The sequence below is a fragment of the Geodermatophilus sp. SYSU D00879 genome (genome assembly GCF_054050375.1).
The window spans coordinates 106,115-130,566 of sequence record NZ_JBJGZF010000005.1 but is presented as its reverse complement, the minus strand read 5'-3'; the positions used below and the strand labels follow the sequence as shown (position 1 = coordinate 130,566).

Annotated in this window: 23 protein-coding genes; 14 read left to right on the top strand and 9 right to left on the bottom strand. The window is 75.6% G+C overall.

The features are described 5' to 3' along the window. Positions 1–33: 33 nt before the first annotated feature. A complete protein-coding gene (locus tag ACI79B_RS09260; protein WP_456928667.1) occupies positions 34–846 on the bottom strand; it encodes an inositol monophosphatase family protein in 813 nt (270 codons plus the stop codon). Between the two features lie 51 nt (positions 847–897). Between ACI79B_RS09260 and ppgK the strand changes: the two genes are divergently transcribed. The 5 genes from ppgK to ACI79B_RS09235 all read left to right on the top strand — a co-directional run bounded on the left by ppgK (position 898) and on the right by ACI79B_RS09235 (position 7,504). Further along, positions 898–1,650 (top strand): polyphosphate--glucose phosphotransferase, encoded by a 753-nt coding sequence (gene ppgK / locus ACI79B_RS09255; RefSeq protein ID WP_456928668.1) that lies wholly within the window; start codon positions 898–900, stop codon positions 1,648–1,650. A 249-nt stretch (positions 1,651–1,899) separates the two neighbouring features. After that, entirely contained in the window at positions 1,900–3,276 is a 1,377-nt protein-coding gene (locus ACI79B_RS09250; RefSeq protein WP_456928669.1) for an RNA polymerase sigma factor, read from the top strand. Between the two features lie 463 nt (positions 3,277–3,739). Further along, a complete protein-coding gene (locus ACI79B_RS09245; RefSeq protein ID WP_143108228.1) occupies positions 3,740–3,964 on the top strand; it encodes a DUF7455 domain-containing protein in 225 nt (74 codons plus the stop codon). A 143-nt stretch (positions 3,965–4,107) separates the two neighbouring features. Next, positions 4,108–6,351 (top strand): VanW family protein, encoded by a 2,244-nt coding sequence (locus ACI79B_RS09240; protein ID WP_456928670.1) that lies wholly within the window; start codon positions 4,108–4,110, stop codon positions 6,349–6,351. An 82-nt stretch (positions 6,352–6,433) separates the two neighbouring features. After that, entirely contained in the window at positions 6,434–7,504 is a 1,071-nt protein-coding gene (locus ACI79B_RS09235; RefSeq protein ID WP_456928671.1) for a YihY/virulence factor BrkB family protein, read from the top strand. Positions 7,505–7,594: 90 nt separating this feature from the next. On the opposite strand, the gene ACI79B_RS09230 is transcribed toward ACI79B_RS09235, so the two are convergent. Then, the gene (locus ACI79B_RS09230; RefSeq protein WP_456928672.1) at positions 7,595–7,825 is read right to left on the bottom strand and encodes a DUF3039 domain-containing protein; all 231 of its coding nucleotides are present in this window, start codon (positions 7,823–7,825) and stop codon (positions 7,595–7,597) included. Positions 7,826–7,926: 101 nt separating this feature from the next. Between ACI79B_RS09230 and ACI79B_RS09225 the strand changes: the two genes are divergently transcribed. Then, positions 7,927–8,880, top strand: coding sequence for a pseudouridine-5'-phosphate glycosidase (locus ACI79B_RS09225; protein ID WP_456928673.1), 954 nt, complete (start codon positions 7,927–7,929; stop codon positions 8,878–8,880). Further along, positions 8,877–9,758, top strand: coding sequence for a carbohydrate kinase family protein (locus ACI79B_RS09220; protein WP_456928707.1), 882 nt, complete (start codon positions 8,877–8,879; stop codon positions 9,756–9,758). The genes ACI79B_RS09225 and ACI79B_RS09220 overlap by 4 nt, the downstream gene beginning before the upstream one ends. 12 nt (positions 9,759–9,770) lie before the next feature. On the opposite strand, the gene ACI79B_RS09215 is transcribed toward ACI79B_RS09220, so the two are convergent. Together ACI79B_RS09215 and ACI79B_RS09210 are read right to left on the bottom strand one after the other, a co-directional pair. Then, positions 9,771–10,130: a DUF3099 domain-containing protein gene (locus tag ACI79B_RS09215; RefSeq protein WP_456928674.1), complete on the bottom strand. Its 360-nt coding sequence runs from the start codon at positions 10,128–10,130 to the stop codon at positions 9,771–9,773. A 187-nt stretch (positions 10,131–10,317) separates the two neighbouring features. Then, positions 10,318–10,923 carry an HhH-GPD-type base excision DNA repair protein gene (locus tag ACI79B_RS09210; RefSeq protein ID WP_456928675.1) on the bottom strand — a complete coding sequence of 202 codons (606 nt, stop codon included), beginning with the start codon at positions 10,921–10,923 and terminating at the stop codon, positions 10,318–10,320. A gap of 239 nt (positions 10,924–11,162) precedes the next feature. On the opposite strand from ACI79B_RS09210, the gene ACI79B_RS09205 reads away from it, so the two are divergent. From ACI79B_RS09205 to ACI79B_RS09195, 3 genes are all read left to right on the top strand, one after another. After that, positions 11,163–12,326, top strand: a complete 1,164-nt coding sequence (locus ACI79B_RS09205) for an AI-2E family transporter (RefSeq protein WP_456928676.1) — start codon at positions 11,163–11,165, stop codon at positions 12,324–12,326. 109 nt (positions 12,327–12,435) lie between these two features. Next, positions 12,436–13,257, top strand: a complete 822-nt coding sequence (locus ACI79B_RS09200; protein WP_456928677.1) for an MEDS domain-containing protein — start codon at positions 12,436–12,438, stop codon at positions 13,255–13,257. Beyond that, the gene (locus ACI79B_RS09195) at positions 13,254–14,354 is read left to right on the top strand and encodes an anti-sigma factor RsbA family regulatory protein (protein ID WP_456928678.1); all 1,101 of its coding nucleotides are present in this window, start codon (positions 13,254–13,256) and stop codon (positions 14,352–14,354) included. Before ACI79B_RS09200 ends, ACI79B_RS09195 begins: the two co-directional genes overlap by 4 nt. Positions 14,355–14,432: 78 nt before the next feature. Here ACI79B_RS09195 and ACI79B_RS09190 read toward each other — a convergent pair whose 3' ends face one another. Both ACI79B_RS09190 and ACI79B_RS09185 read right to left on the bottom strand, forming a co-directional pair. Then, the gene (locus tag ACI79B_RS09190; protein ID WP_456928679.1) at positions 14,433–17,264 is read right to left on the bottom strand and encodes a cation-translocating P-type ATPase; all 2,832 of its coding nucleotides are present in this window, start codon (positions 17,262–17,264) and stop codon (positions 14,433–14,435) included. Positions 17,265–17,295: 31 nt separating this feature from the next. Beyond that, positions 17,296–18,372, bottom strand: a complete 1,077-nt coding sequence (locus tag ACI79B_RS09185) for a polyphosphate kinase 2 family protein (protein ID WP_456928680.1) — start codon at positions 18,370–18,372, stop codon at positions 17,296–17,298. Between the two features lie 250 nt (positions 18,373–18,622). Between ACI79B_RS09185 and ACI79B_RS09180 the strand changes: the two genes are divergently transcribed. Next, positions 18,623–19,045, top strand: coding sequence for a CBS domain-containing protein (locus ACI79B_RS09180; RefSeq protein ID WP_456928681.1), 423 nt, complete (start codon positions 18,623–18,625; stop codon positions 19,043–19,045). Positions 19,046–19,057: 12 nt separating this feature from the next. Here ACI79B_RS09180 and ACI79B_RS09175 read toward each other — a convergent pair whose 3' ends face one another. The 3 genes from ACI79B_RS09175 to ACI79B_RS09165 form a co-directional block, all read right to left on the bottom strand. Then, positions 19,058–20,389 (bottom strand): adenylate/guanylate cyclase domain-containing protein, encoded by a 1,332-nt coding sequence (locus ACI79B_RS09175; protein WP_456928682.1) that lies wholly within the window; start codon positions 20,387–20,389, stop codon positions 19,058–19,060. A gap of 92 nt (positions 20,390–20,481) precedes the next feature. After that, positions 20,482–20,937: an N-acetyltransferase family protein gene (locus ACI79B_RS09170; protein WP_456928683.1), complete on the bottom strand. Its 456-nt coding sequence runs from the start codon at positions 20,935–20,937 to the stop codon at positions 20,482–20,484. Further along, positions 20,934–21,725, bottom strand: coding sequence for an alpha/beta fold hydrolase (locus ACI79B_RS09165; RefSeq protein WP_456928684.1), 792 nt, complete (start codon positions 21,723–21,725; stop codon positions 20,934–20,936). The genes ACI79B_RS09170 and ACI79B_RS09165 overlap by 4 nt, the downstream gene beginning before the upstream one ends. A 223-nt stretch (positions 21,726–21,948) precedes the next feature. Here ACI79B_RS09165 and ACI79B_RS09160 point away from each other — a divergent pair, with 223 nt between their 5' ends. The 3 genes from ACI79B_RS09160 (at position 21,949) to sigB (ending at position 24,445) form a co-directional block, all read left to right on the top strand. After that, positions 21,949–22,728 (top strand): PIG-L deacetylase family protein, encoded by a 780-nt coding sequence (locus tag ACI79B_RS09160; RefSeq protein WP_456928685.1) that lies wholly within the window; start codon positions 21,949–21,951, stop codon positions 22,726–22,728. 55 nt (positions 22,729–22,783) lie between these two features. Next, positions 22,784–23,215, top strand: coding sequence for a D-aminoacyl-tRNA deacylase (gene dtd, locus ACI79B_RS09155; RefSeq protein ID WP_456928686.1), 432 nt, complete (start codon positions 22,784–22,786; stop codon positions 23,213–23,215). 246 nt (positions 23,216–23,461) lie between these two features. After that, positions 23,462–24,445, top strand: coding sequence for an RNA polymerase sigma factor SigB (gene sigB / locus ACI79B_RS09150; protein ID WP_456928687.1), 984 nt, complete (start codon positions 23,462–23,464; stop codon positions 24,443–24,445). Positions 24,446–24,452: the final 7 nt, after the last annotated feature.

Genomic DNA, 24,452 nt, shown 5'->3' with positions numbered 1-24,452 from the left:
GGGCGAGCCTCCGGACGGGGCCGTTCCAGCACCTCACGGGTGGAGGCGGTCGAGCAGCGCGAGCAGCGGCCCGGCCACCGTCTCCGGGACGGCGACCGCCATCGGCTCGGCGAACGGCCGGCCGGGCAGGCCGGTGACCACCAGCCCGGCCTCGGCGGCGACCAGCGCGCCGGCGGCGTGGTCCCAGGGCTTGAGGTCCAGCTCGTAGTAGGCGTCCACCCGCCCGGCGGCCACCGAGCACAGGTCCAGCGACGCGCAGCCCTGCCGGCGGATGTCGCGGACCTCGGGGAGCAGCTGGGCGACGACGGCTCCCTGCGCCCGCCGCTGCTCCACCCGGTAGCCGAACCCGGTGGCCACCAGCGTCTGCCCGAGGGACGCCGGCCGGTTGCCGGCCAGCCGCACCGGCTCCGGTCGCGCCGGGGTGGAGAGGAACGCCCCGCCGCCGGCGGTGGCGGTGAACAGCTCCCCGGTGGGGACGTCGAGCACCGCGCCGGCCACCGTGACGCCGTCGACCTGGGCGGCGATGGACACGGCGTAGCCGCGCAGCCCGTAGAGGAAGTTGACGGTGCCGTCGATGGGGTCGACCACCCACCGCACGCCGCTGGTGCCCTCGCGGGCGGCGCCCTCCTCGCCGAGCAGGCCGTCGTCGGGCCGGGCGGCGAGCAGCCGGCCGGTGATCAGCCGCTCGGAGGCGGTGTCGACGGCGGTGACGACGTCGGTGGGGCTGCTCTTGACGTCGACGGCGGCCGCGGCCGACCCGCGCTCGCGGGCGACCAGGTCGGCCGCCTCCCGGGCGGTCGCGACGGCGAGGTCGAGCAGCTCGGCGGGGGGCGGCGGGGCACTCACCCGGGCGATCCTGCCCGAGCCGCCACCCGGGGTGCGGTCCCGGTCACTAGGGTGACCGCCGTGCAGGGGTTCGGCGTGGACATCGGCGGCAGCGGCATCAAGGGGTGCCTGGTCGACCTCGAGGCCGGTGCCCTCGTGGGCGAGCGGGTGCGGGTGGAGACGCCCCAGCCGTCGACGCCGGAGGCGGTCTACGAGGTCGTCGCGGGCATCGTGTCGTCCTTCGGGTGGACCGGCCGCATCGGCGTCACCTACCCCGGGGTCATGAAGCGGGGCGTCGCGCACACCGCCGCCAACATGGACAAGGCCTGGATCGGCACCGACGTCGACGCCGGGCTGAGCGCGCTGGTGCCCGGGACCGTCGAGACCCTCAACGACGCCGACGCCGCCGGGCTGGCCGAGATGCGCTACGGCGCCGGCCGGGGCCAGGACGGCGTCGTCCTCATGCTCACCTTCGGCACCGGCATCGGCAGCGCGCTGTTCGTCGACGGGCGGCTGGTGCCCAACACCGAGTTCGGGCACATCCAGGTCGACGGCGAGGACGGCGAGAAGCGCGCGTCGGCGGCCGCCCGCGAGCGCGAGGACCTCAGCTACCCCCAGTGGGCCAAGCGGGTCGACCGCTACCTCGACGTGCTCGAGGCGGGGCTCTGGGTCGACCTGATCATCGTCGGCGGCGGGGTGAGCAAGAAGGCGCACAAGTGGGTGCCGCTGCTGAGCACGCGGACGCCGGTGGTGCCCGCCCAGCTCCAGAACGACGCCGGCATCGTCGGGGCCGCGCTGGCCGCCGCGGAGCGGTTCGAGCCCTGAGCGGGGCACGGCGCCGCCCTTCCGGGCGATCCCGCGCCGTTCGAGGCGGTGGTCACACCGGCTCCCGTCGCTACAATGGAAGAGCCCCAGCCCGTCACCACCCAGCCGGGAGTCATCCCCCGTCCGAGCAGCGGCGAAACACCGTGCCGGACACTGGGGCCCTCCCCCGCTCCGCGGCCGACGGCAGGGGCCGCTGCCCGGGAGTCACACCGCCCCCGGGGAACGCACCCAGCACGGGAAGGATCCTGAGTGCCCGCCGACAAGCCTGCACCGGACGACGCCGCCGCGAGCAGCACCCGCTCGAAGACGGTCGCCGCGAGCACCCGGTCTCCCCGGGCCAGCGCCACCGTCGGGGTCGCCGACGACGCGCCGGCCAAGCCCGCCGCACGCAAGCGGGCCGCCTCGGCGAAGACGGCCAAGCCGGCCGCGCCGAAGGGAGCCGCCAAGCCGAGCATCAGCCCCTCCCCCGGTACCGGTGAGGGCACCGTGCTGACCGCCGTCGCCTCCGGGGACGCCGCCGTGGCGGTCGTCGACGCCGGCGCCGAGGGCCTGTCGATCGACGAGACCGTGGTCGCCGGTCCCGACGGCGCCGAGGCCGAGGCGCCCGCCGCCGAGGAGGCCACCGCCGAGGGCGGCGACTTCGAGTGGGACGAGGAGGAGGAGTCTGAGGCGCTGCGGCAGGCCCGCAAGGACGCCGAGCTCACCGCCTCGGCCGACTCGGTCCGCGCCTACCTCAAGCAGATCGGCAAGGTCGCCCTCCTCAACGCCGAGGAGGAGGTCGACCTGGCCAAGCGCATCGAGGCCGGCCTGTACGCCGCCGAGCGCATGCGCCAGGTCGAGGAGGAGGGCCAGAAGCTCTCCCCGCAGATGCGCCGCGACCTCAACTGGATCATCCGCGACGGCGAGCGCGCCAAGAACCACCTGCTGGAGGCCAACCTCCGCCTGGTGGTCTCCCTCGCCAAGCGCTACACCGGCCGCGGCATGGCGTTCCTGGACCTCATCCAGGAGGGCAACCTCGGCCTGATCCGCGCGGTCGAGAAGTTCGACTACACCAAGGGCTACAAGTTCTCCACGTACGCCACCTGGTGGATCCGGCAGGCGATCACCCGCGCGATGGCCGACCAGGCCCGGACCATCCGCATCCCGGTGCACATGGTCGAGGTCATCAACAAGCTCGGCCGCATCCAGCGCGAGCTGCTCCAGGACCTGGGCCGCGAGCCCACCCCGGAGGAGCTGGCCAAGGAGATGGACATCACCCCGGACAAGGTGCTGGAGATCCAGCAGTACGCCCGGGAGCCGATCAGCCTCGACCAGACCATCGGCGACGAGGGCGACAGCCAGCTCGGTGACTTCATCGAGGACTCCGAGGCGGTCGTCGCCGTCGACGCGGTCAGCTTCACCCTCATGCAGGACCAGCTGACCAGCGTGCTGCAGACGCTGTCGGAGCGGGAGGCCGGCGTGGTCCGGCTGCGGTTCGGCCTCACGGACGGCCAGCCGCGCACGCTCGACGAGATCGGCCAGGTCTACGGGGTCACCCGCGAGCGGATCCGGCAGATCGAGTCCAAGACGATGTCGAAGCTGCGCCACCCCAGCCGCTCCCAGGTGCTGCGCGACTACCTCGACTGAGGAAGGACCCTCCTGCCCCCCACCGCTCGCAGGCTCGCGGCGGGTCCCTGCAGGAGGGCCGTTCCAGTACGTCACCTGACGGCCGGCACCCCGCACGGGTGCCGGCCGTCGGCGTGTGTCGGCCGCGTTGCGGGATGGTCACGATCTCACCCCGCCGGGCGGACGACGCGGTGTACCGCGGCACCGGCCGGGTAGACGGCGTAGCGTGGGCGACGTCGAGACAGCAGCGGACCCACAGCCGGAAACCAGCCCGGCGCCCGGAACGAACCAGCACCACCAACAGACCGGCACCACCCAGAGGTCCCTGCTGAACACCGTCCCCACCGGTCCCAGCGGTCACCGGCTCACCGGAACCCGGCGAGTCGCCCCGCAGTGACAGGAGGCACGGGAACAGGAGGATCCATCCTGGCGCTGTGCAGGAGGCCGATCCGCAGCAGCGGGTCCGTGCGGTAGAGAGCGAGTGATGACCCAGATGACCCAGACGCTGACGACGACCCCCGCCGCCGACGACCTGGTCGTGCCCTTCCACTGCGACCGGTGCGGCGCACTGGCCAAGGTGCGTGTCGTGCTCGCCAGCGGCAGCGACCTCGTCTTCTGCGGGCACCACGCCCGCGAGTACGAGTCCAAGCTCCGCGACATCGCCGTCGACATCATCGAGACCGACGGCGAGCAGCGCCTCGCACACTGAGAGAGGCGCTATCGTCGCTCACCGCGATGATGCCCTCACCCGACGCCGCCGCCGGCGTCCCCGTTCCGCCTGACGCGGACGGGGACCCGGCGGCTCCGTCGTTCCCGGGGACCCCCGGTCGACGGCGACCCGAGGAACCCCCGATGCCGCAGCCCCCTGCCTCGTCCCCGTCGACCGGCACCGCCCCCCAGGCGGACACCGACGCGCACGCGGACCTGTCCGACGACACCCGCCCGGTCCCCCGCGACCGCGGTCCTGTGGGCCCCGACGCACCCCCTCCGCCGGCCGCCGCCCCCGCCGCCCCGCCGGAGCAGCCCGCCGCGGACGCCGGCGACACGCCCGCGCCGGACCCGGTCCACGACACCGTCGCGCTGACCGGCGGCCCGGCTGCACCGGAGGCCGGGCAGCGGACCACCGAGCCGGTCGAGCTGGGCAGGCCCGCCGCTCCGGGAGCCCCCGCCGGGGACGCCTCGGACACCGTCGTCCTCGGCGACGCCGCCGTCCCGGCCGACCCGCCGGCCCCGCAGCCGCCCGCCGCTCCCCCCGTCCCCCCGCCCGGCTCCGGCGGCTCCCCGGACCCCGGCGGTCCCGGGGAGCCGCCCGCGGGCTCCCGCCGCCCGGGCTGGCGGCGGCCCGCCGTGCTGGCCCCCGTCGGCCTGCTCGCCGTCCTCGGGCTGGCCTGGGGCGCCGACGTGCTGGTGGCCGGCGACGACGTGCCTCGCAACACCGTGGTGGCCGGCGTCGAGGTCGGCGGCCTGTCCCCCGCGGCCGCCGCTGACGAGCTGGAGCGGGACCTCGCCCCGCGGGTCGCCGCCGACCACGTCGTCGTCGCCGACGACGTCGAGGCCACCCTCTCCCCCGCGACCGCCGGCATCACCCTCGACGTGGACGCGACCGTCGACGCCGCCGACGACCAGCCGCTGAACCCCTGGACCCGCCTGGTCTCGCTGTTCACCGAGCGTGAGGTCGACCCGGTCATCACCGGCGAGGACACCGCGCTGGCCGCCCAGGTCGACACCATCGCCACCCAGGTGGACCGGGTGCCGGTCGACGCGACCATCGCGATCGAGGGCACCACGCCGACCCTGGTCGAGCCGGTGGACGGCCGGACGCTGGACCGCGAGGGCGCCGCCGAGGCGATCACCGCGGCGCTGGCCGCCGGCGGCGACCCGGGGACGCCGATCGAGCTGCCGGTCGACGTCGAGCCGGTCCGGGTGGGCACCGAGGAGGCGCAGCGCGTCCTGGACGAGACCGTCACCCCCGCGCTCGCCGCGCCGGTCACGGTGACCAGCCAGGACGGCGGCACCTCGGTCGAGATCCCGGTCGAGGCGATCGCGGCGTCCCTGACGTTCACCCCGCAGGACGGCGGCGAGCTCGCCGTCGCCGTCGACCCGGCCGCGCTGCAGTCGGCGACGGCCGAGGAGCTCACCGCCTTCGGCGAGCCGGCCCAGGACGCCCGCTTCGAGGTCGTGGGCGACGGCGTGCAGGTCGTGCCGTCGGTCGACGGCACCGGCGTCGACCCGCAGGCGCTGTCCGGCCAGCTGCTCGAGGTGCTGGACGCCCCGGCGCCGCGCACGGTCACCGCGCAGCTGGGCCCGGTGCCGGCCGAGCTGACCACCGAGGAGGCGCAGGCGCTCGGCATCGTCGAGGAGGTCAGCTCCTTCACGACCACGACGACGAATAACGCCAGCGCCACCAACATCCGGACGGTGGCCGAGGAGGTCGACGGCGCGCTGGTGCTGCCCGGCGAGACGTTCAGCCTCAACACCCACACCGGCCCGCGCGGCACCGCGCAGGGCTACGTGCCGGCCAACGTGATCAGCGGCGGCGAGCTGTCGACGGCGGTCGGCGGCGGGATCAGCCAGTTCGCCACCACGATGTTCAACGCCGTCTTCTTCGCCGGCCTCGAGGACGTCTACCACAAGCCGCACAGCTTCTACATCAGCCGCTACCCCGCCGGCCGCGAGGCCACGGTGTACGAGGGCCAGATCGACCTGCAGTGGCGCAACGACTCCGACACCGGGATCTTCGTCGACACCCGGTGGACCCCCGGGGCCTCCGGCGGGTCGATCACGGTGACCTTCTACGGGACGCGGCGCTACGAGATCGAGGCGATCGAGGGCCCGCGGACGAACTACCGGCAGCCGGCGGTGCAGGAGAAGGTCGACGACGGCGACTGCATCTCGCAGTCCGGCGTGCAGGGCTTCGACGTCACCGTGACCCGGGTGTTCCGCGACCTGCAGAGCGGCTCGGAGATCAAGCGGGAGACGTTCGAGACCAGCTACGCGGCCGAGGCGGTCATCCGCTGCGTCGCCCCGCCGCCGGCTGCCGACCCGGCCGCGCCCCCGCCCGACGGCGGCACGCCGCCGGCGGAGCCCACGGCCTGACCCGCTCCCCGATCGGGCCCACCGGCGCCCGTCCCCGCCCCGTCGGCGGCGGGGACGGGCGCCGGGCGTGCACACTGGCCTGGTGAGCACCGTGCGGGCCGGCGGGCGGTCCCGCACCGGCGGGGCCGCGGAGGACGCGCACGTCCCCGCGGCCGCCCCGCCCCCCGCCGGCGCCAGCCGCGCCGACCTCCCGGCCCCGGGCCGCCTCGACCACTGGCCGCCGGTGGTCCGGGTGCCGCTGCAGGTGCTCGGCCGCACCGTGGCCAAGGCCTGGCAGGACCGCATCCTCGGCCTGTCCGGCGAGGCGGCGTTCTGGCAGATCCTCTCGGTGCCGCCGCTGCTGATCGCCCTGCTGGGCTCGCTGGGCTTCCTCGGTGACTGGATCGGCGCGCGGTCGGTGCAGACCGTCGAGGACACCCTCGTCAACGCCTCCAGCGAGGTACTCACCGCCGACGTCGTCGACTCGCTGGTGCGGCCCACCCTCAACGACATCCTGACCTCGGGCCGGCTCGACGTCGTCAGCCTGGGCTTCCTGATCACCCTGTGGGCCGGGTCCTCGGCGACGGCGACGTTCATGAACACGATCGTCATCGCCTACGACCAGCGCGACGTCCGCGGCCCGATCGCCACCCGGCTCATGGCGCTGTGGCTGTTCGTCGTCGGCCTGGTGCTCGCGGTGGTCTGCCTGCCGCTGCTGGTGCTCGGCCGCGGGGTGCTGGTCGGGCTGCTCCCGCAGGACTGGCACGAGACGGCGACGGTGCTGATCAACGCCGTCTACTGGCCGCTGGTGGTCATCGGCCTGCTGCTCGCGCTGACGAGCTTCTACCACGTGGTCCTGCCGCGGCGGCTGCCATGGCGGCGGCACCTGCCGGGGACGCTGCTGGCCGTGGGCTTCTTCATGGTGGCGGCGACGGTGCTGCGGCTGTACGTGTCCGACATCCTCGTCGCCGCGCTGCCCTACGGGGCGCTGGCCACCCCGATCGCGGCGCTGCTGTTCCTGTTCTTCTTCGGGATGGCGGTGCTGCTCGGCGCCGAGCTCAACGCGACCCTCCAGGAGCGCTGGCCGGCGCCGCTGCGCCGGCACACCCGCCGGGCGCAGCGCCGCCGCGCCGCCGAGCTCGAGGCCGAGGCGAAGCGCCTCGGCCTGCGTTAGACGAAGAACCCCGTCCTCCCCACCGTTCGCGAGCTCACGGCGGGCCCGTCGACGGGGCCACCGGGCAGCCGGACGGGACGAGGTCCCGCGTCAGTCCTTGCGGAGCTGCTCGTAGATCTCCTTGCAGGCCGGGCAGACGGGGCTGCCGGGCTTGGGCGACTTGGTCACCGGGAACACCTCGCCGCACAGCGCCTCGACCAGCGTGCCCATGACGGCGCTCTCGGCGATCTTGTTCTTGCGGACGTAGTGGAAGACCTCGTTGGCGTTGCCGGTGTCCGAGTCACGGACGTCGGGCTTCTCGAGCAGGTCGGTGTTGCTCACGGTCTCTCCTAGGCTCGGGGACGTCTCCTGCGCAGGCGCCCCGGCGTCCTCCGGCGGAGGTGGTGGCCGGGCGCGACCGCCCTGCCCACCATGATGGCAGGGTGCCTGCCGACGCTCCCCGCACCGAGCCCCGCCATGCCGCCGCCGCACCCCTGACCCTCTCCCCCGAGGTGGCCGAGGCGCTCGACGCCGGCGCCCCCGTCGTCGCGCTGGAGAGCACGCTGCTCGCGCACGGCCTGCCGCGGCCGGACAACCGCGCCGCCGCCGACGACGTCGAGGCGGCCGTGCGGGCCGGCGGCGCGGTGCCGGCCACGATCGCGGTGCTCGACGGCGTGCCGCACGTGGGCCTGACGGCCGGGCAGGTCGACCGGGTGTGCGCCGACCCCGACCTGGCCAAGCTCGGCGTCCGGGACCTGCCGGTGGCCGCCGCGCTCGGCCTGTCCGGTGCCACCACCGTCTCGAGCACCGCGCTGCTGGCCGAGGCCGCGGGGATCGGCGTCTTCGCCACCGGCGGCCTGGGCGGGGTGCACCGGCAGTCGGCCGAGACCTTCGACGAGTCCGCGGACCTCACCGCGCTGTCGCGCACGTCGCTGGCCGTGGTCTGCGCCGGCGTGAAGTCCATCCTCGACGTCCCGGCGACGCTGGAGCGGCTGGAGAGCCTGTCGGTCACCGTCGTCGGCTACGGCACCCGCACCTTCCCCGGCTTCTACGTCGCCGACTCCGGCGCCCAGGTGGACTGGGCGGTCGAGTCCCCCGAGCAGGCGGCCGCGGTGCTCGCCGCGCGGCGCGAGGTGGCGCCGGGCGCGGTCGTCGTGGCCAACCCGCTGCCGGCCGACGAGCAGCTGGACCCCGAGCTGCACGCCCGGGTGATCGCCGACGCCCTGGCCGCCGCGGAGGCCGCCGGGGTGCGCGGCAAGGCGGTGACGCCGTTCGTGCTCGACCACCTGCACCGGGCCAGCGAGGGCGCCACGCTCGCGGTGAACGTGCGGCTGGTGCTGCGCAACGCGGAGCTCGCGGGGCGGATCGCGGCCGCGCTGGCCGCCGTGGCCCGCTGAGCACCCGCCCGGTCGTCGTCGTCGGCGACCTGGCCACCGACGTCGTCGCCGTCCTGTCCGGCGGGCCGGCGCCTGGCTCGGACCGGCCGGCCGCCATCCGCACCCGCGGGGGCGGGGCCGGGGCCAACGTCGCCGTGCACCTGGTCGCGCTCGGGGTCCCGGTCACCCTCGCCGGGTGCGTGGGCGACGACCCGGCCGGCGCGGCGCTGGTGGCCGAGCTCGCCGCCGCCGGGGTGGGCCTGGCGGTGCGGACCGTGCCCGGCGCGGCCAGCGGGACGATCGTCAGCCTGGTCGAGCCGGACGGGCAGCGGAGCATGCTCGCCGACCGCGGCGCCAACCTGGACCTGCGGCCCGGCGACGTCCCGCCGCCGGTGCCCGGCGCCCACCTGCACCTGTCGGGCTACACGCTGCTCGACGAGCGTCCCCGCGCGGCCGGGCTCGCGGCGCTGGCCGCGGCCCGGGCGGCCGGCTGCACGGTGTCGCTGGACCCGGCCTCCTCCGGCCCGCTCACGGCGTACGGCGTGGACCGGTGGCTGGCCGACACCGCCGGCGTCGACCTGCTGCTGCCCAACGCCGACGAGGCGCGGCTGCTGTCGGGGTGCGCGGACGTCGCCGACGCCGCGCGGGCGCTGGCCGCCCGGCACGGCGCGGTCGCGGTCACCCTCGGGGCCGACGGCGCGCTGTGGGCGGCCGGGGGCGCGGTGCTGCACCGCCCGGCGCACCCGGCCCGGGTCGTGGACACCACCGGCGCCGGGGACGCGTTCACCGCGGGGCTGCTCGCGGTGTGGCTGGGCGCGCCGGACACCGACCCGGCCGCCGCGCTGGACGCGGGGCTGGCGCGCGCCGCCGAGGTGGTCGGCCGCGCGGGGGCGCGCTGAGGACCGGCGGGCTCAGCCCTCGATGACGGTGCCGCCCTCGATGGCGCGCCGCCGGCGGGCCGGGTCGTCGAGGATCCGGTCGGGCTGCGGCGGCCTGTAGCGGTGGGCGTCGAGCTTCTTCTTCGGCGGCCGGTCGTTGGCCATGACGACGGCGATCCACGGCAGCACGGTGCCCAGGACGGCGAACACGATCGCCAGCCACAGGATCTGGTAGGTCGCCGCGGCCAGCACCAGGGCGACGGCGCGCACGGCCATGGTCAGGACGTACCGCTTCTTCCGGGCCGCGTGCTGCTCGGCCAGGCTCGGCTCGGCCTGGGTGATCAGCACCGGCTCCGACCGGCGGGGTCGTGCGGACTGCTGGCTCGAGGCCACGGACACCCATCCCCTCCGCTGGACCGGGGGCCGGCGCTGTCGCCTCACGGCCGGGACCGGTCCCTGCTGGCCGACCCCGGGATCCCCGGTCCGGCCACCCATGGTGCCACCGGGACAGGGGCTGCGCAGGTACCTCCGCGGACGATCCCGGGCCACATCCAGCGTGTCGCGGCGGACTCCCCGCCGCCTACCCGGCGGCCTGCTCCGCCGCCTGCTCCGCCGCCTTCTTCGCCGCCTTCTTGGCGGCCTGCTTCGCGGCCCTGACCTCGGCGAGCGACTCCGGGCCGGTGATGTCGGCGACCGACCGGCGCGACCCCTCCTCGCCGTAGGAGCCGGCCGCCTCGCGCCACCCCGGCGGGGTCACGCCGTACTGCTTGCCGAGCAGCGCGACGAGGATCTTCGCCTTCTGCGCGCCGAAGCCGGGCAGCTCGCCGACCCGGCGCAGCAGCGTGGCGCCGTCCGGGACGCCGTCCCACAGGCCCTCGGCCCGGCCGTCGTAGCGGTCCACCAGCAGCCGGCACAGCGCCTGGGCGCGCTGGGCCATCGAGCCCGGGTAGCGGTGCACGGCCGGCGGCCCCTGGAACCAGGCGAGCAGCCGGTCGGGGTCGGCGTCGGCGATGGCGGCCGCCGAGAGCGTGTCCACGCCCATGCGGTCGGCGAGCAGCCGCGGGCCGGCGAAGGCGCGCTCCATCGGGAACTGCTGGTCGAACAGCATGCCGAGGACGAGGGCGAGCGGGTCGCGGCCGAGCAGGTCGTCGGCGGCGTCGTCCTGGGTGATCCGGAGGGTCGGCACGTCCGGGGATCATGCCCGATCCGCCGGGCCCGAGGACGTGCCGGGACGGTGCGGGCGACGCCGTTCCCGGCAACGGCTCCGCAGCCCGTACGTCCCTCGCGTGCGGTCGTCACGGGCGCGTCCTCGCGAGGCCGGGCGTGCTGCTGCGGCTCCCCGCATCACCCGCCGGAGGTGAGGCGACCTCCCGGGCCGCTCCCTACCGTCGGCGTCCCACGACGCCGTTCGACCCCGGAGGCCCGATGACCGCGGAGGACGGGGGGTCCGGGGCCCCGGGCCGACGCGACCGACCGCTGTGGCTGACCGTCGTCCTCGGCGTGGCCGGTACCGCCGTCGCGCTCTGGGGTGTCCACGCCCTCCGCGGGATCCTGGGGCCCGTCGCCCTGGCGTTCGTCCTCACCGTCGTGGCCCACCCGCTGATCGGTGCGCTGGTGCACCGCGGGATGCGGCGGGGGCTCGCGGTCGCGGTGGCCGTGCTCGTCGTCGACGGGGGGCTCGTCGCCTTCGCGCTCGCCCTCGCGGTCTCCCTCGGCCAGCTGGCGACCGTGCTGCCGGAGTACTCCGCGGAGTGGCAGGAGCTCCTGGACGGGCTGCGCTCCACCCTGGCCGGGTGGGGCGTCGGCCCGGAGCAGGTGGAACAGGCACTGCGCTCGGTCGGGCCCGAGGCGGTCACCGCGGCCCTGGGCGACGTGCTGTCGGGCGTCGCCGGGTCCCTGGCTGCGCTGTTCCTGGTGATGGCGACGGTCGTGTTCATGACCGCCGAGGCGGCCGGGGTGCCCGAGCGCCTGGCCGAGGTGCCCGGCACGGCACGCCTGCACGAGGCCCTGGGCGAGTTCGCCCGGAACACCCGGCGCTACGTGGTCGTGACCACCGTCTTCGGCCTCGCCGTGGCCGTCGTCGACACGATCGCCCTCGTCGTCCTCGGCATCCCGCTCCCTCTGCTGTGGGGACTGCTGTCGTTCCTGACCAACTACGTCCCGAACATCGGGTTCTTCCTCGGCCTGGCCCCGCCGACGATCCTCGCGCTCCTGGTGGGCGGACCCGGCACGGCACTGCTCGTGGTGGTCGTCTACACCGTGGCCAACTTCGTCCTGCAGTCGTTGATCCAGCCGATGGTCGTCGGTGACGTGGTCAGGCTCTCGGTGACCCTGACCTTCCTGTCCGTGATCCTGTGGACCGTCGTCCTCGGCCCGGTGGGGGCGATCCTCGCCATCCCGCTCACGCTGTTCCTCCAGGCCGTGCTCGTGGGTCAGGACCCCGCGCGCCGGTGGGCCAGGACCCTGCTGGCCGGCGCGGCGGGAGCCGAGCACGCCGGGCGGCGTGCGGCCAGGTCCGGGCGGCTCCGCGGACGGCGGGCGGCCGCGGCACCGGGGAGGGACGGCGCCGGCGAGGACGCGGGTGGCTAGGCGGCTCGGTCCGGTCTCCTCGCCTCCGCCGACGCCCGCGCCCACGGGCACCCGGACGGACGGCCCGGCCTGCCCTGCGTGCTGCACCTGCCGCGCGTAGCGTTCATCCGTGGGCGTCGTCGGGGAGATCCCCGGCACCGGGCGCGGCGAGCACGTCCTGCAGCTGCACCGGACCGAGGACGAACAGCTGACCGGTCTGACTGCCTGGATCCGCCGCGGCCTGGACCTGGGCGACAAGGTCGTCTGCACCGGGCCGCCGCCGCGGCCGGAGGACTCGCTGGTCGCCGCGCTGGACGCACGGGGCGTCGACGCGGCCGCGGCCGTGCGGGAAGGGCGGCTCGCCGTGCTGCCGGCCGTGGACTTCTACGCCGCCGAGGGCCACGCCGCCGCGGTGGACCGCGCGCTGGCCGAGGGCTTCGCCGGGGTGTGGATGGCGGCCGAGGAGCGCGCCTGGCTGACCGCTCTCCCACCGGCCGCGCACCGGCTCGTCGAGCAGCGGATGGACGAGCTGGTCTGCACCCGGCCGGTGCACACGCTGTGCCAGTACCCGCACGCGGGCACGGCCGGCCCGCGGCTGGAGGAGGTGCTCGCCGTCCACCGGTCCGGGATGCACGAGGCGACCTTCGCCACGACCCGGGACCTGGACGGGCTGGCCCTGCACGGTGAGGTCGACGGCACGAACACCGACGTCTTCGAGGCCGTGCTGGCCGCGGCGAGCCGGGCCGCGTCGCGGGTGCTGTGGCTGGACCTGGCCGACGTGACCCACCTGGACGCCGGTTCCTGCTGGCGGCTGGAGGACGCGACGCTCCCGTTCCGGCTGGCCGGCGGCCACGTCCTGCTCGTCGCCCCCCAGCCGCCGGTCGAGCTCATCCTGCGGCTCATGGAGGTCGACGAGCTGCCGGGCGTGCACGTGCTGACGGGCCGGCCATGACCTCCGGCACCGGAGTGGACCTGCTGCACGCCGCGCTGCTGTACGACTCCGTGGACGAGCTGCGCGCGGCGGCGGCGCCGTTCCTCGCCGACGGGCTGGCCGCCGGCGACGCGGTGGTGCTCGCCTGCGGGGAGGAGCGTGACGCCCTCCTGGCCCGGGCGGCCGGCGGCGAGGACCGCGTCCTCCGGCTGCCGGCCCGGGACGTCTGGACCGGCTGTGCCCGCGCGCTGGCCGCCTGGCGCCGGCTCGTGCACCGCTGCACCGCCGCCGGTGCCCCGCGGGTCCGGCTGGTCGCCGCCGTTCCCCCCGACCCGCAGCGGTGGGCGGAGTGGCACCGCTACGAGGCGGCCCTCAACCTGGCGCTGGCCCCGCTCCCGCTGACCGCCCTGTGCGTCTACGACCGGCGCGAGGTCTCCGACGTCGTGCGGGACGGGGTGGAGGAGACCCATCCGCTGCGGCTGACCCCCGGCGGGCTCGTGCCCGGGAACCGCCACGTCGAGCCCGCGACCGTGCTGCGCCGGTACGCCGCGGGCCCGGCGCCCGCGGCCCCGGACGGCCCGCCCACCCTCGTCCTGGCCGACCTGACCGACCCGGGCCGGCTGCCGGAACTGCGCGCGCACGTGCGGGCCGCGCTGGACGGGGCGGACGGGCAGGCGCAGCCGTACGACCGGTTCGCCGCCGCGGTCACGGAGGTGCTGGGCAACGCCTTCCGGCACGGCACGCCGCCGGTCGCCGTCCGGGTGTGGACGACGCCGACCCGGCTGGAGTGCACCGTCACCGACAGCGGGGACGGCTTCGACGACCCGCTGGCCGGCTTCCTGCCCCGCGACGCCGGCACGTCACCGGCCGGAGCGGGCCTGTGGATGGCCCGGCAGGCCTGCGACACCGTCGAGACCTCCCGCACCCCGACGGGGTTCGCCGTCCGCCTGGCCACCTCCCTGCCCGGGCCGGACGCACCGCCCGGGTCCGCCCCGGGCGCCGCGTCCCCCGGGACCGGGACCGAGCGGACCGGGGCCGACCGGGCCGGGGCCGACCGGGCGGACCGGGCCCGCGCCGAGGCCCGCGAGCTGGCCCGCCGGCTGGCCGCGCAGCTGTAGCCGTCCTGACCGGGGGCCGGCCGCGGGGTGCGCGCAGGGTGCGCGGCCGGGTGGACCGGCTGGCGACGCGGGCGGTCCTCACGACCGGCCGCGCGGGCCCGGGACGGACGCGCCGCGCGGCGACACGGGCCGCCGGGGCTCGGGGACCACGGGCGGGGGCTGCCGCACCGCGCGGGGCCGCTCGGCCGGTCGCCGGCCGCGCGCCTCGACCCGCCGCGCGACGACCTTGCCCAGCTCCCAGACGACCAGCAGCACGAGGGCCGGCACCAGCGCCCACCCGAACTGGGCCAGCGTGACGGGCGTCGTGTCCAGCAGCCGGTTGAAGACCTCCATCTGGGTCACCAGCACGGCGAGGACGAACTCGCCCAGCAGCGTCCAGTTCAGCTGCTTGCTGTCGAAGGTCGCCGTGGTCAGCACCGTCTGCGTCTCGCTCCGGCACTCCAGGGCGGCCACGATCAGGCACAGCGCGAACGACGTGAACGCCACCGACTGGGCGACCTCGACACCGCCGAACGGCGTCGTCCCGGCCCAGATCAGCAGGAGCAGTCCGGTGGTGACCACGACGCCGGTGAGCGCCACGGTCGCCACCAGCCGCCGGGTGAGCAGGGAGTCGCCCCGGGAGCGCGGGCGGGCCTCCATCAGGCCCGGGGTCTCCCGGTCGAAGCCGAGCGCCAGCCCGAACGCGGCGTTCACGAAGAAGTGGATCCACAACGCCTGCGCCGGCGTGAACGGCTCCCCGCCGGCGATGTCGAACAGGCTGGCGCCGAGGAACGTCAGGACGAAGACGACGAGCAGGACGAGGACGAAGCGGATGTACTTGGTCAGGTTGTCGTAGATCTTCCGGCCCTGCTCCACCGCGAAGACGATGGTGGCGAAGTCGTCGTCGGACAGGATCATCCGGCCGGCGTTCTTGGCGACGTCGGTCCCGCTGCCCATCGCGATCCCGATGTCGGCCGCCTTGATCGCCGGGGCGTCGTTGACGCCGTCGCCGGTCATCGCGACGACGTCGCCCTTCTTCTTCAGCGTCTCGACGAGCAGCACCTTGTGCTCCGGCGCGACCCGGCCGACGACGCCGATGCGCTCGATGCGGAACAGCCGCTCGTCCTCCGCGAGGGCGGCGAAGTCCTCCCCGAGGACCGCCTCACCCGGGATGCCGAGCTGCTCGGCGATGGCCGCGCCGGTGACGACGTCGTCCCCGGTGACCATGCGCACCCGGATGTGCGCGGCCTGGGCGCGCTCGACCGCCGCCTTCGACTCCGGGCGGGGCGGGTCGACCATCCCGACCAGGCTGGTCAGCTGCAGGTCGGTGACGTAGCGCGCCAGGTCGCCGTCCGGGTCGAAGCCGGCCGGGTCGAGGTCCCGGAAGGCCGCGGCCATGACCCGGCGTCCGGCCCGCCCCATCCGCTGCACGTGGGCGTCGGCCCGTTCCTGCACCGCCCCGTCCCAGGGAACGGGGCCCGCGGGGGACAGGGCGCTGGTCGCGTGCGCCATGACCGCCGGCGCCGCGCCCTTGACGAAGCAGCGGACGACCGGCCGCCCGTCCGGTCCGGTCGTGGCGTGGAACGTCGCCATCAGCTTGATCGTCGGGTCGAAGGGCAGGGTGGCCAGCCGGGGCAGCCGCTCCCGGGTGGCGTCGACGTCGAGGCCGGCCTTGTGGGCCAGCACCAGCAGGGCGCCCTCGGTGGGGTCCCCGACGACGCGGCCGTCGACGAGCTCCGCGTCGTTCGCGACGACGTAGGCCACGATCGCCGCCTCGATCGACGGTGACGTCCCCGCCGCGTGGTGGACGCGCCCTCCGAGGTCGTAGCCGCTGCCGGAGACCGTCCAGCGGTCGCCGGCGTCGACGACCTCGACGACCGTCATCTGGTTCATGGTGAGCGTGCCGGTCTTGTCCGAGTTGATCGCCGACGTGAAGCCGAGCGTCTCGACGGACGGGAGCTCCTTGACGATGGCGTTCCGCTTGGCCAGGTCTACCCCGCCGAGCGACAGGATCATCTGCGTCACCGTCGGCAGCGCCTCCGGGACGGCGGCGATGGCCAGGGCCACGGCGCTGACGAACAGCACGTCCCACGCCTCGCCGCGGGTGCGGCCGAGGGCGAACATCACGACCATCGTCAGCCCGGCAGCGGCCGCGATCCACAGGGTGAGCCGGTCCAGCTCGGCGGTCAGGGGCGTCTTCTGGCGGCCCTCGGCCGAGAGCATGGCCGAGATCTTCCCGAGCTCGGTGTCCGCACCCGTGGCGGTCACGATCATCGTGCCGCTGCCGTGGGTGACCGGGGTGTTCATGAACGCCATGTCGGTCTGGTCGCCCGGACCGAGCCCGGACCCGTCGAGGGTCCGGGCGTCCTTGGCGGCGGGCACGCTCTCGCCGGTGAGGGCCGACTCGTCGACCTGCAGCGCGCTGGCCGCGACGATGCGGCCGTCGGCCGGCACCTGGTCCCCGGCGGCGAGCAGCACGACGTCGCCGACGACGAGCTGGTCGGCGGGGATCTCGGCGGTGTCGCCGTCGCGGCGGACCCGGGCGGTGGCCACGAGCATCGACCGGAGCGCGTCCATAGCGCTCTCGGCCTTCCCCTCCTGCCGGAGCCCGATGACCGCGTTCAGGACGGTGAGCGCCAGGAGGAGGACGGCGGTGCCCCACTCCGCGACGAACGCGGACACGACCGCGGCGGCGACCAGGATGACCTGCATGTAGCTGCGGTACTCCTCGAGGAACCGCAGCCACCCCGGCCGCGGTTTCTCCTCGGGGAGCGCGTTGGGGCCGTCCGCGCTCAGCCGCTGCGCGGCCTCGGCGGAGGTGAGCCCGGTGTCCGGGTCGACGCCGAGGGCCGCGGCGACGTCGGCCGGCGACCGGGCGTACCAGGCACGGTCGCCGGTCGTGCCCGCGCGGCGGAGGCCCTCCACGGGCACGGTGTCCCCTCGTCCCGGTGCGGCCATGGCGCTACCGCCTGCCCTTCGTCGCCGGGGTCCCGGCCGCCGCGTCGCGCCGGTGCCCGTGCCCGTGCCCGTGTCCGTGCCCGTGTCCGTGCCCGTGTCCGTGTGCGTGTTCGTGGCCCCGGCGCCCGTCGCCGTGCCCGTCGTGCTTCGCGGCCCACGGATCGGGGGCCGCGCCGTCCGGGGCCTCGGCCTGCAGCTCGCGCCCGGCCTCGGCGAGGTCGCGCAGCGCGTCGGGGCCGACGACCGGGTACCGCGGGTCGAGTGCGATCAGCGCGTGTGCCAGCACCGCCGCGGCGCAGATGCGGGCGAACCACTTGTGGTCGGCCGGGACGACGTACCAGGGCGCGTACTCCGTGCTGGTCGCCGACAGCATCTGCGAGAACGCGCGCTGGTAGTCGTCCCAGTGCCGCCGCTCGCGGACGTCGGCGGCGGAGAACTTCCAGTTCCGCTCCGGGACGTCGATGCGCTTGAGGAAGCGGGTCCGCTGCTCCTCCTTCGAGAGGTTCAGGAACAGCTTCACCACCGCGATCCCGTTGTCGACGAGATGGCGCTCCCAGTCGTTGATCTCCCGGTACCGGCGGTGCCAGATGCCGCCGTCCACCTCCGGCAGCCGCTGCCGTGCCAGGACCTCCGGGTGGACCCGCACGACGAGCACCTCCTCGTAGTGCGACCGGTTGAAGATCCCGATCTCGCCGCGTGCGGGCAGCCGGCGGGCGTAGCGCCACAGGTAGTCGTGGTCGAGTTCGTCCGACGAGGGCACCTTGAAGGAGCTGACCCGCACCCCCTGGGGGTTCACCCCGCTCATGACGTGGCGGATCGTGCCGTCCTTGCCCCCCGCGTCGAGCGACTGCAGGCAGACGAGCACCCCGTGGGTGCGATCGGCGGCGAGCCGGGCCTGGTACTCGGCCAGCAGGGCGATGCCGGACCGCAGCAGTTCCCGGCCGTCCTCCTTGTGCACCAGGTCCGACCGGTAGCCGGGATCGAAGTCCTCGCCCAGGTGCACGGTGCTCCCCGGCCGGACCCGCAGCGGCTCGATGAGGGCCGCGATCCGCTGCCTGCGCTCGCGGGACACCTCGACCACGGCGACCCCCTCCCACCCGTGTGCACCGGAGGCACCGGGAGGTCCCGAGCGTGACCGGCTCCCGGCTGGGGTGGCCTCGTCCGGGCGGGGTGAGACCGAGCCCGCTCCTGCGCGGTCCGGGTGGCGGCGGTGGCCGGCGGGGTGCCGGGCCCGGTGCTGCTGGTGCCGCGCCCGTCCTCGGGAGCAGACTCGTGCCGGGCCCCTGGAGGGCTCCCCTTCCCGCGGCTGCGCCGCTCGAGAGGAGGACCCGATGACCACGACCACCACCGGTCACGTCACCGTCGGCGAGGTGATGCGACCCCCGGTGACGACGGTCGAGCGCGACGCCCACGTGGCCGCGGCCGCCTGGCTGATGAAGAAGCACCACGACAACGCGCTGGTCGTCGTCACCGACGGCGCGACGCAGGAGCCGGTCACCCTGGTCTGCGACAGCGACGTCGCCCAGGTGGTCGCCGACGGGCGGGACCTGGAGCAGGTGCGGCTCACCGAGCTGCCGCTGTCGGAGATGGTGCTGGTCGCGCCGGACACCCCGATCGCCGACGCCGCGGAGCGGATGCTCGCGGCGGGCGTCGTCTACGCGCCCGTGGTGCAGGACCGCCGCCTGGTCGGGCTGGTCGACATCTCGGCCGTGTGCCGCGGCCTGCTCGCCGAGCGGCGGGCCGGCGGGGCCTAGCCGGCGGCGCGCTCAGGCGGAGACGGCGAACAGCGGCCAGCTCCCGGGCACGCCGCGCAGGACGTGGACGCCGCGGTCGCCGAAGGCGAGCCCCGAGCCGACGACGAGGTCGCGGACCGTGCCGGAGACGAGCACCTCCCCCGGCGCCGCCTCCGCCAGGACCCGCGCGCCGATGTGCACCGCCAGGCCGCTGACCCCGCCGCCGTCGGTCCGCTCCACCTCCCCGGCGTGCACCCCCGCCCGCACCCGGAGCCCGACGGTCGCGGCGGCCTCGCGCACCGCGACCGCGCACCGGATGGCCCGCGCCGGGCCGGCGAAGGTGGCGAGGAGCCCGTCCCCGGTGACGTCGACCTCCGACCCGCCGTAGCGGGCCAGCTCCTCCCGCGCCAGGGTCAGGAACCGGTCGCGGATGGAGGCCCAGGCGGCGTCGCCGACTCGCGCGACCAGCTCGGTCGAGCCCACCAGGTCCAGGAAGAGCACCGTGGCGAGGACGGTCGGGGCGGGCTGCCCCGCCGGGCGGCTGCCGGTGAGGAACTCCTGGATCTCGGCCAGCGGGGTCTCGGTGTCCCCGAGGAAGAAGAGGTGGTCGTCGCCCTGGAGCTCGACCAGCCGGGCGCCGGGGATGTGCTCGGCGAGGTACCGGCCGATGCCGATCGGGATCATCAGGTCGCCGCGGCGGTGCAGCACCAGGGTCGGCACCCGGATGGTGGGGAGCACGTCGCGCAGGTCGATGTGCGGGTAGAGCTCGAACATCCGGCGGGCCATCCCGGGGCTGGCGCCGAGGCGCTGCAGCGTCCCCCACCAGGCGCGCAGCGCCGTGTCGCCCCGGCGCCCGGGGGCCCAGGCCCCCAGCCCGGCCCCCTCCCCCCAGTGGTCGACCAGCCCGGACAACAGTGCCGTCATCACCGGCTCCTCCACCCCGTAGGGGAAGTCCGGCCCCCGGGTGATCCGCGGGTACGCGCCGTAGAGCACCAGCGCCCGGGTGCGCTCGGGGTGCTGGGCGGCGAACAGCAGGGCCATCGCCCCGCCCTCGGAGACGCCGAAGAGGACCGCCCGCTCGGAGCCGGCGGCGTCCATCACCGCGGTGAGGTCCTCGACCCGCTCCTCGAGGCTGGCCGGGCCCGGCACCGGGTCGGACAGGCCGGTGCCCCGCTTGTCGAACAGGATCAGCCGGCTGAAGCCGGCGAGGCGCTCGAGGAACCGGCGCAGCGACGGCTCCTGCCAGTTCCAGTCGAGGTGGGAGATGAACCCGGGCGCGGCCACCAGGTCGAAGGGCCCCTCCCCGACCACCTGGTAGGCGATGGCGAGGTCCCCGCTCCAGGCGTAGCGCGTCCTCGACGCCACGGCGCAGTGTGGCACGTGGTGCTCCGGCCGGGGCACCCGTCGACGCCCCGGCCGCGAGGTGCCGGGCCACCGGTGCCGGCGGGTCACCGGTGTCACAGTGTCCGGGTCAGGACCTCCCGCCCGGTCCGGGTGAACCCACGGGCCCCGTACCACCCCGCCAGCCCGTGCGCCCGCTGTCCGGCGGGGGTGACCACGACGTCGAGCTCGGCGCAGCCCCGGGCGCGGCACCAGTCGGCAACGGCGTCGACGAGTCTCGCGGCCCAGCCCTGTCGGCGGCGCTCCGGGAGCACGTAGAGGTCCTCGAGCTCGGCGCTCCGGCCGGACTCGAAACCGAAGCTGGTCGTCACCGTGGCCACCGCCACGACGCCCGTCGCGTCCTCGGCGACCAGCACGTGGTTGGCCGGCTCGGCGAGGAACGGGTGGGCGCGGGCCCGCACGTCGGCCTCCGGCGTGGTGAACCCCTCCTCCCGGAAGAAGCGCGCCAGCAGGTCGGCCACCGCGTCGGCGTCCTCGGGACCGGCCGGCCGGACGCCGTGCCCTCGGCTCACGGCACGGCCGCAAGGAAGCGGCGCACCTCGGCGTCGAACGCCGCGGGGGCCTCCAGGTTGACGACGTGGCCGACGCCGGGCAGGAGCACCAGCCGGGACCCGGGGATCGCCGCGTGCAGCGCCTCCGCCACCGGTCGCGGCGCCCGCACGTCCTCGGCGCCCCAGAGCAGCAGCGTCGGGACGGCAACGGTCGGCAGCACGTCCCGCAGGTCGGCGTCGGCGAACGCGGTGAGCATCGTCCGCGTCCCGGCCGGGCGGACGTCGAGCATGACCGCGCGGACGAGGTCGAGGACCTCCCGCGGCACGGGGCCGGCGAAGAAGCCGGGCAGGTAACCGTCGATCCACTCCGCCGGCGGGCGGTCGACCTCGGCGAGCACCCGCTGCAGGCGGGCCTCGACCTCCTCCGGGGGCAGCGATCCCTGCCACCCGGCGTACGCGGAGACGAGGACCAGGGAGCGGACCACCTCCGGGTGGCGCTGCCACACCGCGAGGGCCAGGCCGCCCCCGAAGGACAGCCCGCACAGGTGCACGCGGCCGAGGCCCAGCCCCTCGACGAGCGCGGCCACCGCGTCGGCGTACCCGGCCAGGGGCAGGCCGGGCGGCGGATCGGGGGACGCGCCGCAGCCGGGCGCGTCCCACGCGACCACGTCGAAGCCGTCCGACAGCCCCTCCAGCTGCAGCCGCCACTCGCGGCCGTCGCTCCACCCGCCGTGCAGGAGCAGCAGCGGCGCCCCGGCACCCGCACGGTGGTAGGCGATGGTCCACCCGCCGGCCTCGACGACGTCCACGACGGCCCCTCGACGCTGCTGCTGGCCGTGGTGCGCGGCGGCTGCCGCCCCGCGGCCGAGCCTCCCACCCGGGCCGCCGGGCGTCGAGACGCCGGTCGACGGTGACCGACCGCCCCTGGTGCGACCGCCACCGCACGCGGGATGCTGCCTCGCCGACCCAGGGACCGGGTCGGACCGGCCGGCCAGGCACCGAGCCCGACCGGCGCGGGACGAGGAGGCGGCCGTGCCGCAGACGCTGACGGTGTCCCAGCTGGGGACGGTCATGGGGGTCTGGGCTCATCCGGACGACGAGGCGTACCTGTCGGCCGCGCTGATGGCCGAGGCCCGGGACGCGGGGCAGACCGTCGTCGTGGTCACCGCCACCGACGGTGAGCTCGGAGGCGACGGTCCGGTCGCCGACCTGCGGCGGCTGGAGGTGGTGGCCAGCCTGGCCGCGGTCGGCGTCACCGACCACCGGTGGCTCGGCTTCCGGGACGGCCGGTGCGCCGCCGTCCCCCTGGACGACGGCGGCCGGGTGGTGCGCGCCGTGCTCGAGGACGTGCGGCCGGACAGCGTGGTCACCTTCGGCCGCGACGGCCTGACCGGGCACCCCGACCACGCGGCCGTGTCGGGCTGGGTCGAGTGGGCCTGGCGGGCGGACGGGTGTCGCGCCCTGCTGCTGCAGGCCACGCTCACCGAGAGCTTCCACCGCCGCTGGGGACGGCTCACGGAACGGTCCGCCGTGTGGATGCCCGGAGCGCATCCGCCGTCCGTGCCCGATGCGGAGGTGGCCCTGCAGGTCCGCGCGCACGGGCGGACCGCGCGTCGCAAGCTCGAGGCGCTGCGGGCGCACGCGTCCCAGACCACCGTCCTCCGGGAGGCCGTGGGGGAGGACACCTACCTCCGCTGGTGGTCGGAGGAGAGCTTCGTCCGGGTCTCCGCTGCGCCGGCGGTCCTCGTCCCCGCACCCCGGGCCCCGAGCGATGCGGGTGCGCGGGCGTCGCCCCGTGGGGAGGACCGCTGACCCGATCCACCGGAGCGGGTCCGGGCGCCGCGCACCGCTCGCGCAGGATGGGCCGGTGCGCGCGGTGGTGAGCAGGGTGTCCTCGGCCTCGGTGACCGTCGACGGGGCCGTCGTCGGGGAGATCGGCACGGGCCTGCTCGCACTGGTCGGCGTCGGCCGGGACGACGACGCCGACCGGGCCCGGACCCTGGCCCGGAAGGTCCACGAGCTGCGGGTGTTCCCCACCGCCGACGGCGCCCGCTCGGTCGGCGACCTCGGCCTGCCGGTGCTCGTGGTGAGCCAGTTCACCCTCTACGCGGACACGCGGAGGGGCCGACGCCCGTCCTGGGACGCCGCCGCGCCCGGGGAGGTCGCCGAGCCGCTGGTGGACGAGGTGGTCGCGGAGCTGCGGCGGCGCGGGACCGGCGTCGCGACCGGCGTGTTCGGCGCGCGGATGGCGGTGGCGTCGGTCAACGAGGGACCGATGACCTTGCTGCTGGAGGTCTGACCCGGCGACGCACCGGGTACGGGTGGTGACCGAACACACGGACTGTGCGTTCCCTGTGAACCCGGGCCGCGTGGAACACCTGGCCCCGTCGGGACCGTTATACGGGGCGAAACACAACGGACCACAACGGACGAACGAACCGTGGGGCCCCGCCGGACAACGGAGCCCCACCCCCGACGCGGGTGCGCCACCGTCACCGGACAGCCGGCGGTGCATCCGAACTCCGAGCAAGGACGAAGACATCCCGTGACGCTCCTCCAGTCTTCCCCCAGCGACGCCCTCGAGGTCCGCTCGCCCCGCCGCGAGCCGGACACCAGTGGCCTGGTGTCGACCGACCTGGTGCGCGTGTACCTCAACACCATCGGCAAGACCGCCCTGCTGACCGCCGAGCAGGAGGTGGAGCTGGCCAAGCGCATCGAGGCCGGCCTCTACGCCGAGCGGCTGCTCACCGAGCGGCAGCTCACCCCCGCCCTGCAGCGCGACTACAAGGCCCTCGCGGTCGACGGCAAGGCCGCCAAGCGGCACCTGCTCGAGGCCAACCTGCGCCTGGTCGTCTCGGTGGCCAAGCGCTACACCGGCCACGGCATGACGTTCCTGGACCTCATCCAGGAGGGCAACGTCGGCCTCATCCGCGCCGTCGAGAAGTTCGACTACACCAAGGGCTTCAAGTTCTCGACCTACGCGACGTGGTGGATCCGCCAGGCGATCACCCGCGCGATGGCCGACTCCGGCCGCACCATCCGGCTCCCCGTGCACCTGGCCGAGCAGGTCAACAAGGTCGTGCGGACCCGCCGGCGGGTGCACCAGGAGCTCGAGCGCGAGCCCACCGCCGAGGAGCTCGGCCTCGAGCTCGACATGACGCCCGAGCGGGTCACCGAGCTGCTCGAGTACAGCCGCGACCTGGTCAGCCTCGACCAGACCGTCGGCGCCGACGAGGAGTCCCGCCTCGGTGACTTCATCGAGGACGCCGACGCCGCGGTGGCCGAGGACGCGGTGGCCTTCCAGATGATGAAGGGCGACGTGCGCAACGTCCTCTCCACGCTGGAGGAGCGCGAGCGCGACGTGGTCGTGCTGCGCTTCGGCCTCGACGGCGGCCAGCCCCGCACGCTCGAGCAGATCGGCAAGCAGTTCGGTCTCTCCCGCGAGCGGGTGCGCCAGATCGAGCGCGAGACGATGGCCAAGCTGCGCGACCCGCAGCGCGCCGACGCCCTGCGCGACTACCTGGCCTGAGCACCGC

Coding starts and splice junctions, on each gene's coding strand:
- ACI79B_RS09245 (WP_143108228.1), top strand. CDS start 3,740: ATGACCCAGATGACCCAGACGCTGACGACGACCCCCGCCGCCGACGAC.
- ACI79B_RS09240 (WP_456928670.1), top strand. CDS start 4,108: ATGCCGCAGCCCCCTGCCTCGTCCCCGTCGACCGGCACCGCCCCCCAG.
- ACI79B_RS09205 (WP_456928676.1), top strand. CDS start 11,163: ATGACCGCGGAGGACGGGGGGTCCGGGGCCCCGGGCCGACGCGACCGA.
- ACI79B_RS09195 (WP_456928678.1), top strand. CDS start 13,254: ATGACCTCCGGCACCGGAGTGGACCTGCTGCACGCCGCGCTGCTGTAC.
- ACI79B_RS09180 (WP_456928681.1), top strand. CDS start 18,623: ATGACCACGACCACCACCGGTCACGTCACCGTCGGCGAGGTGATGCGA.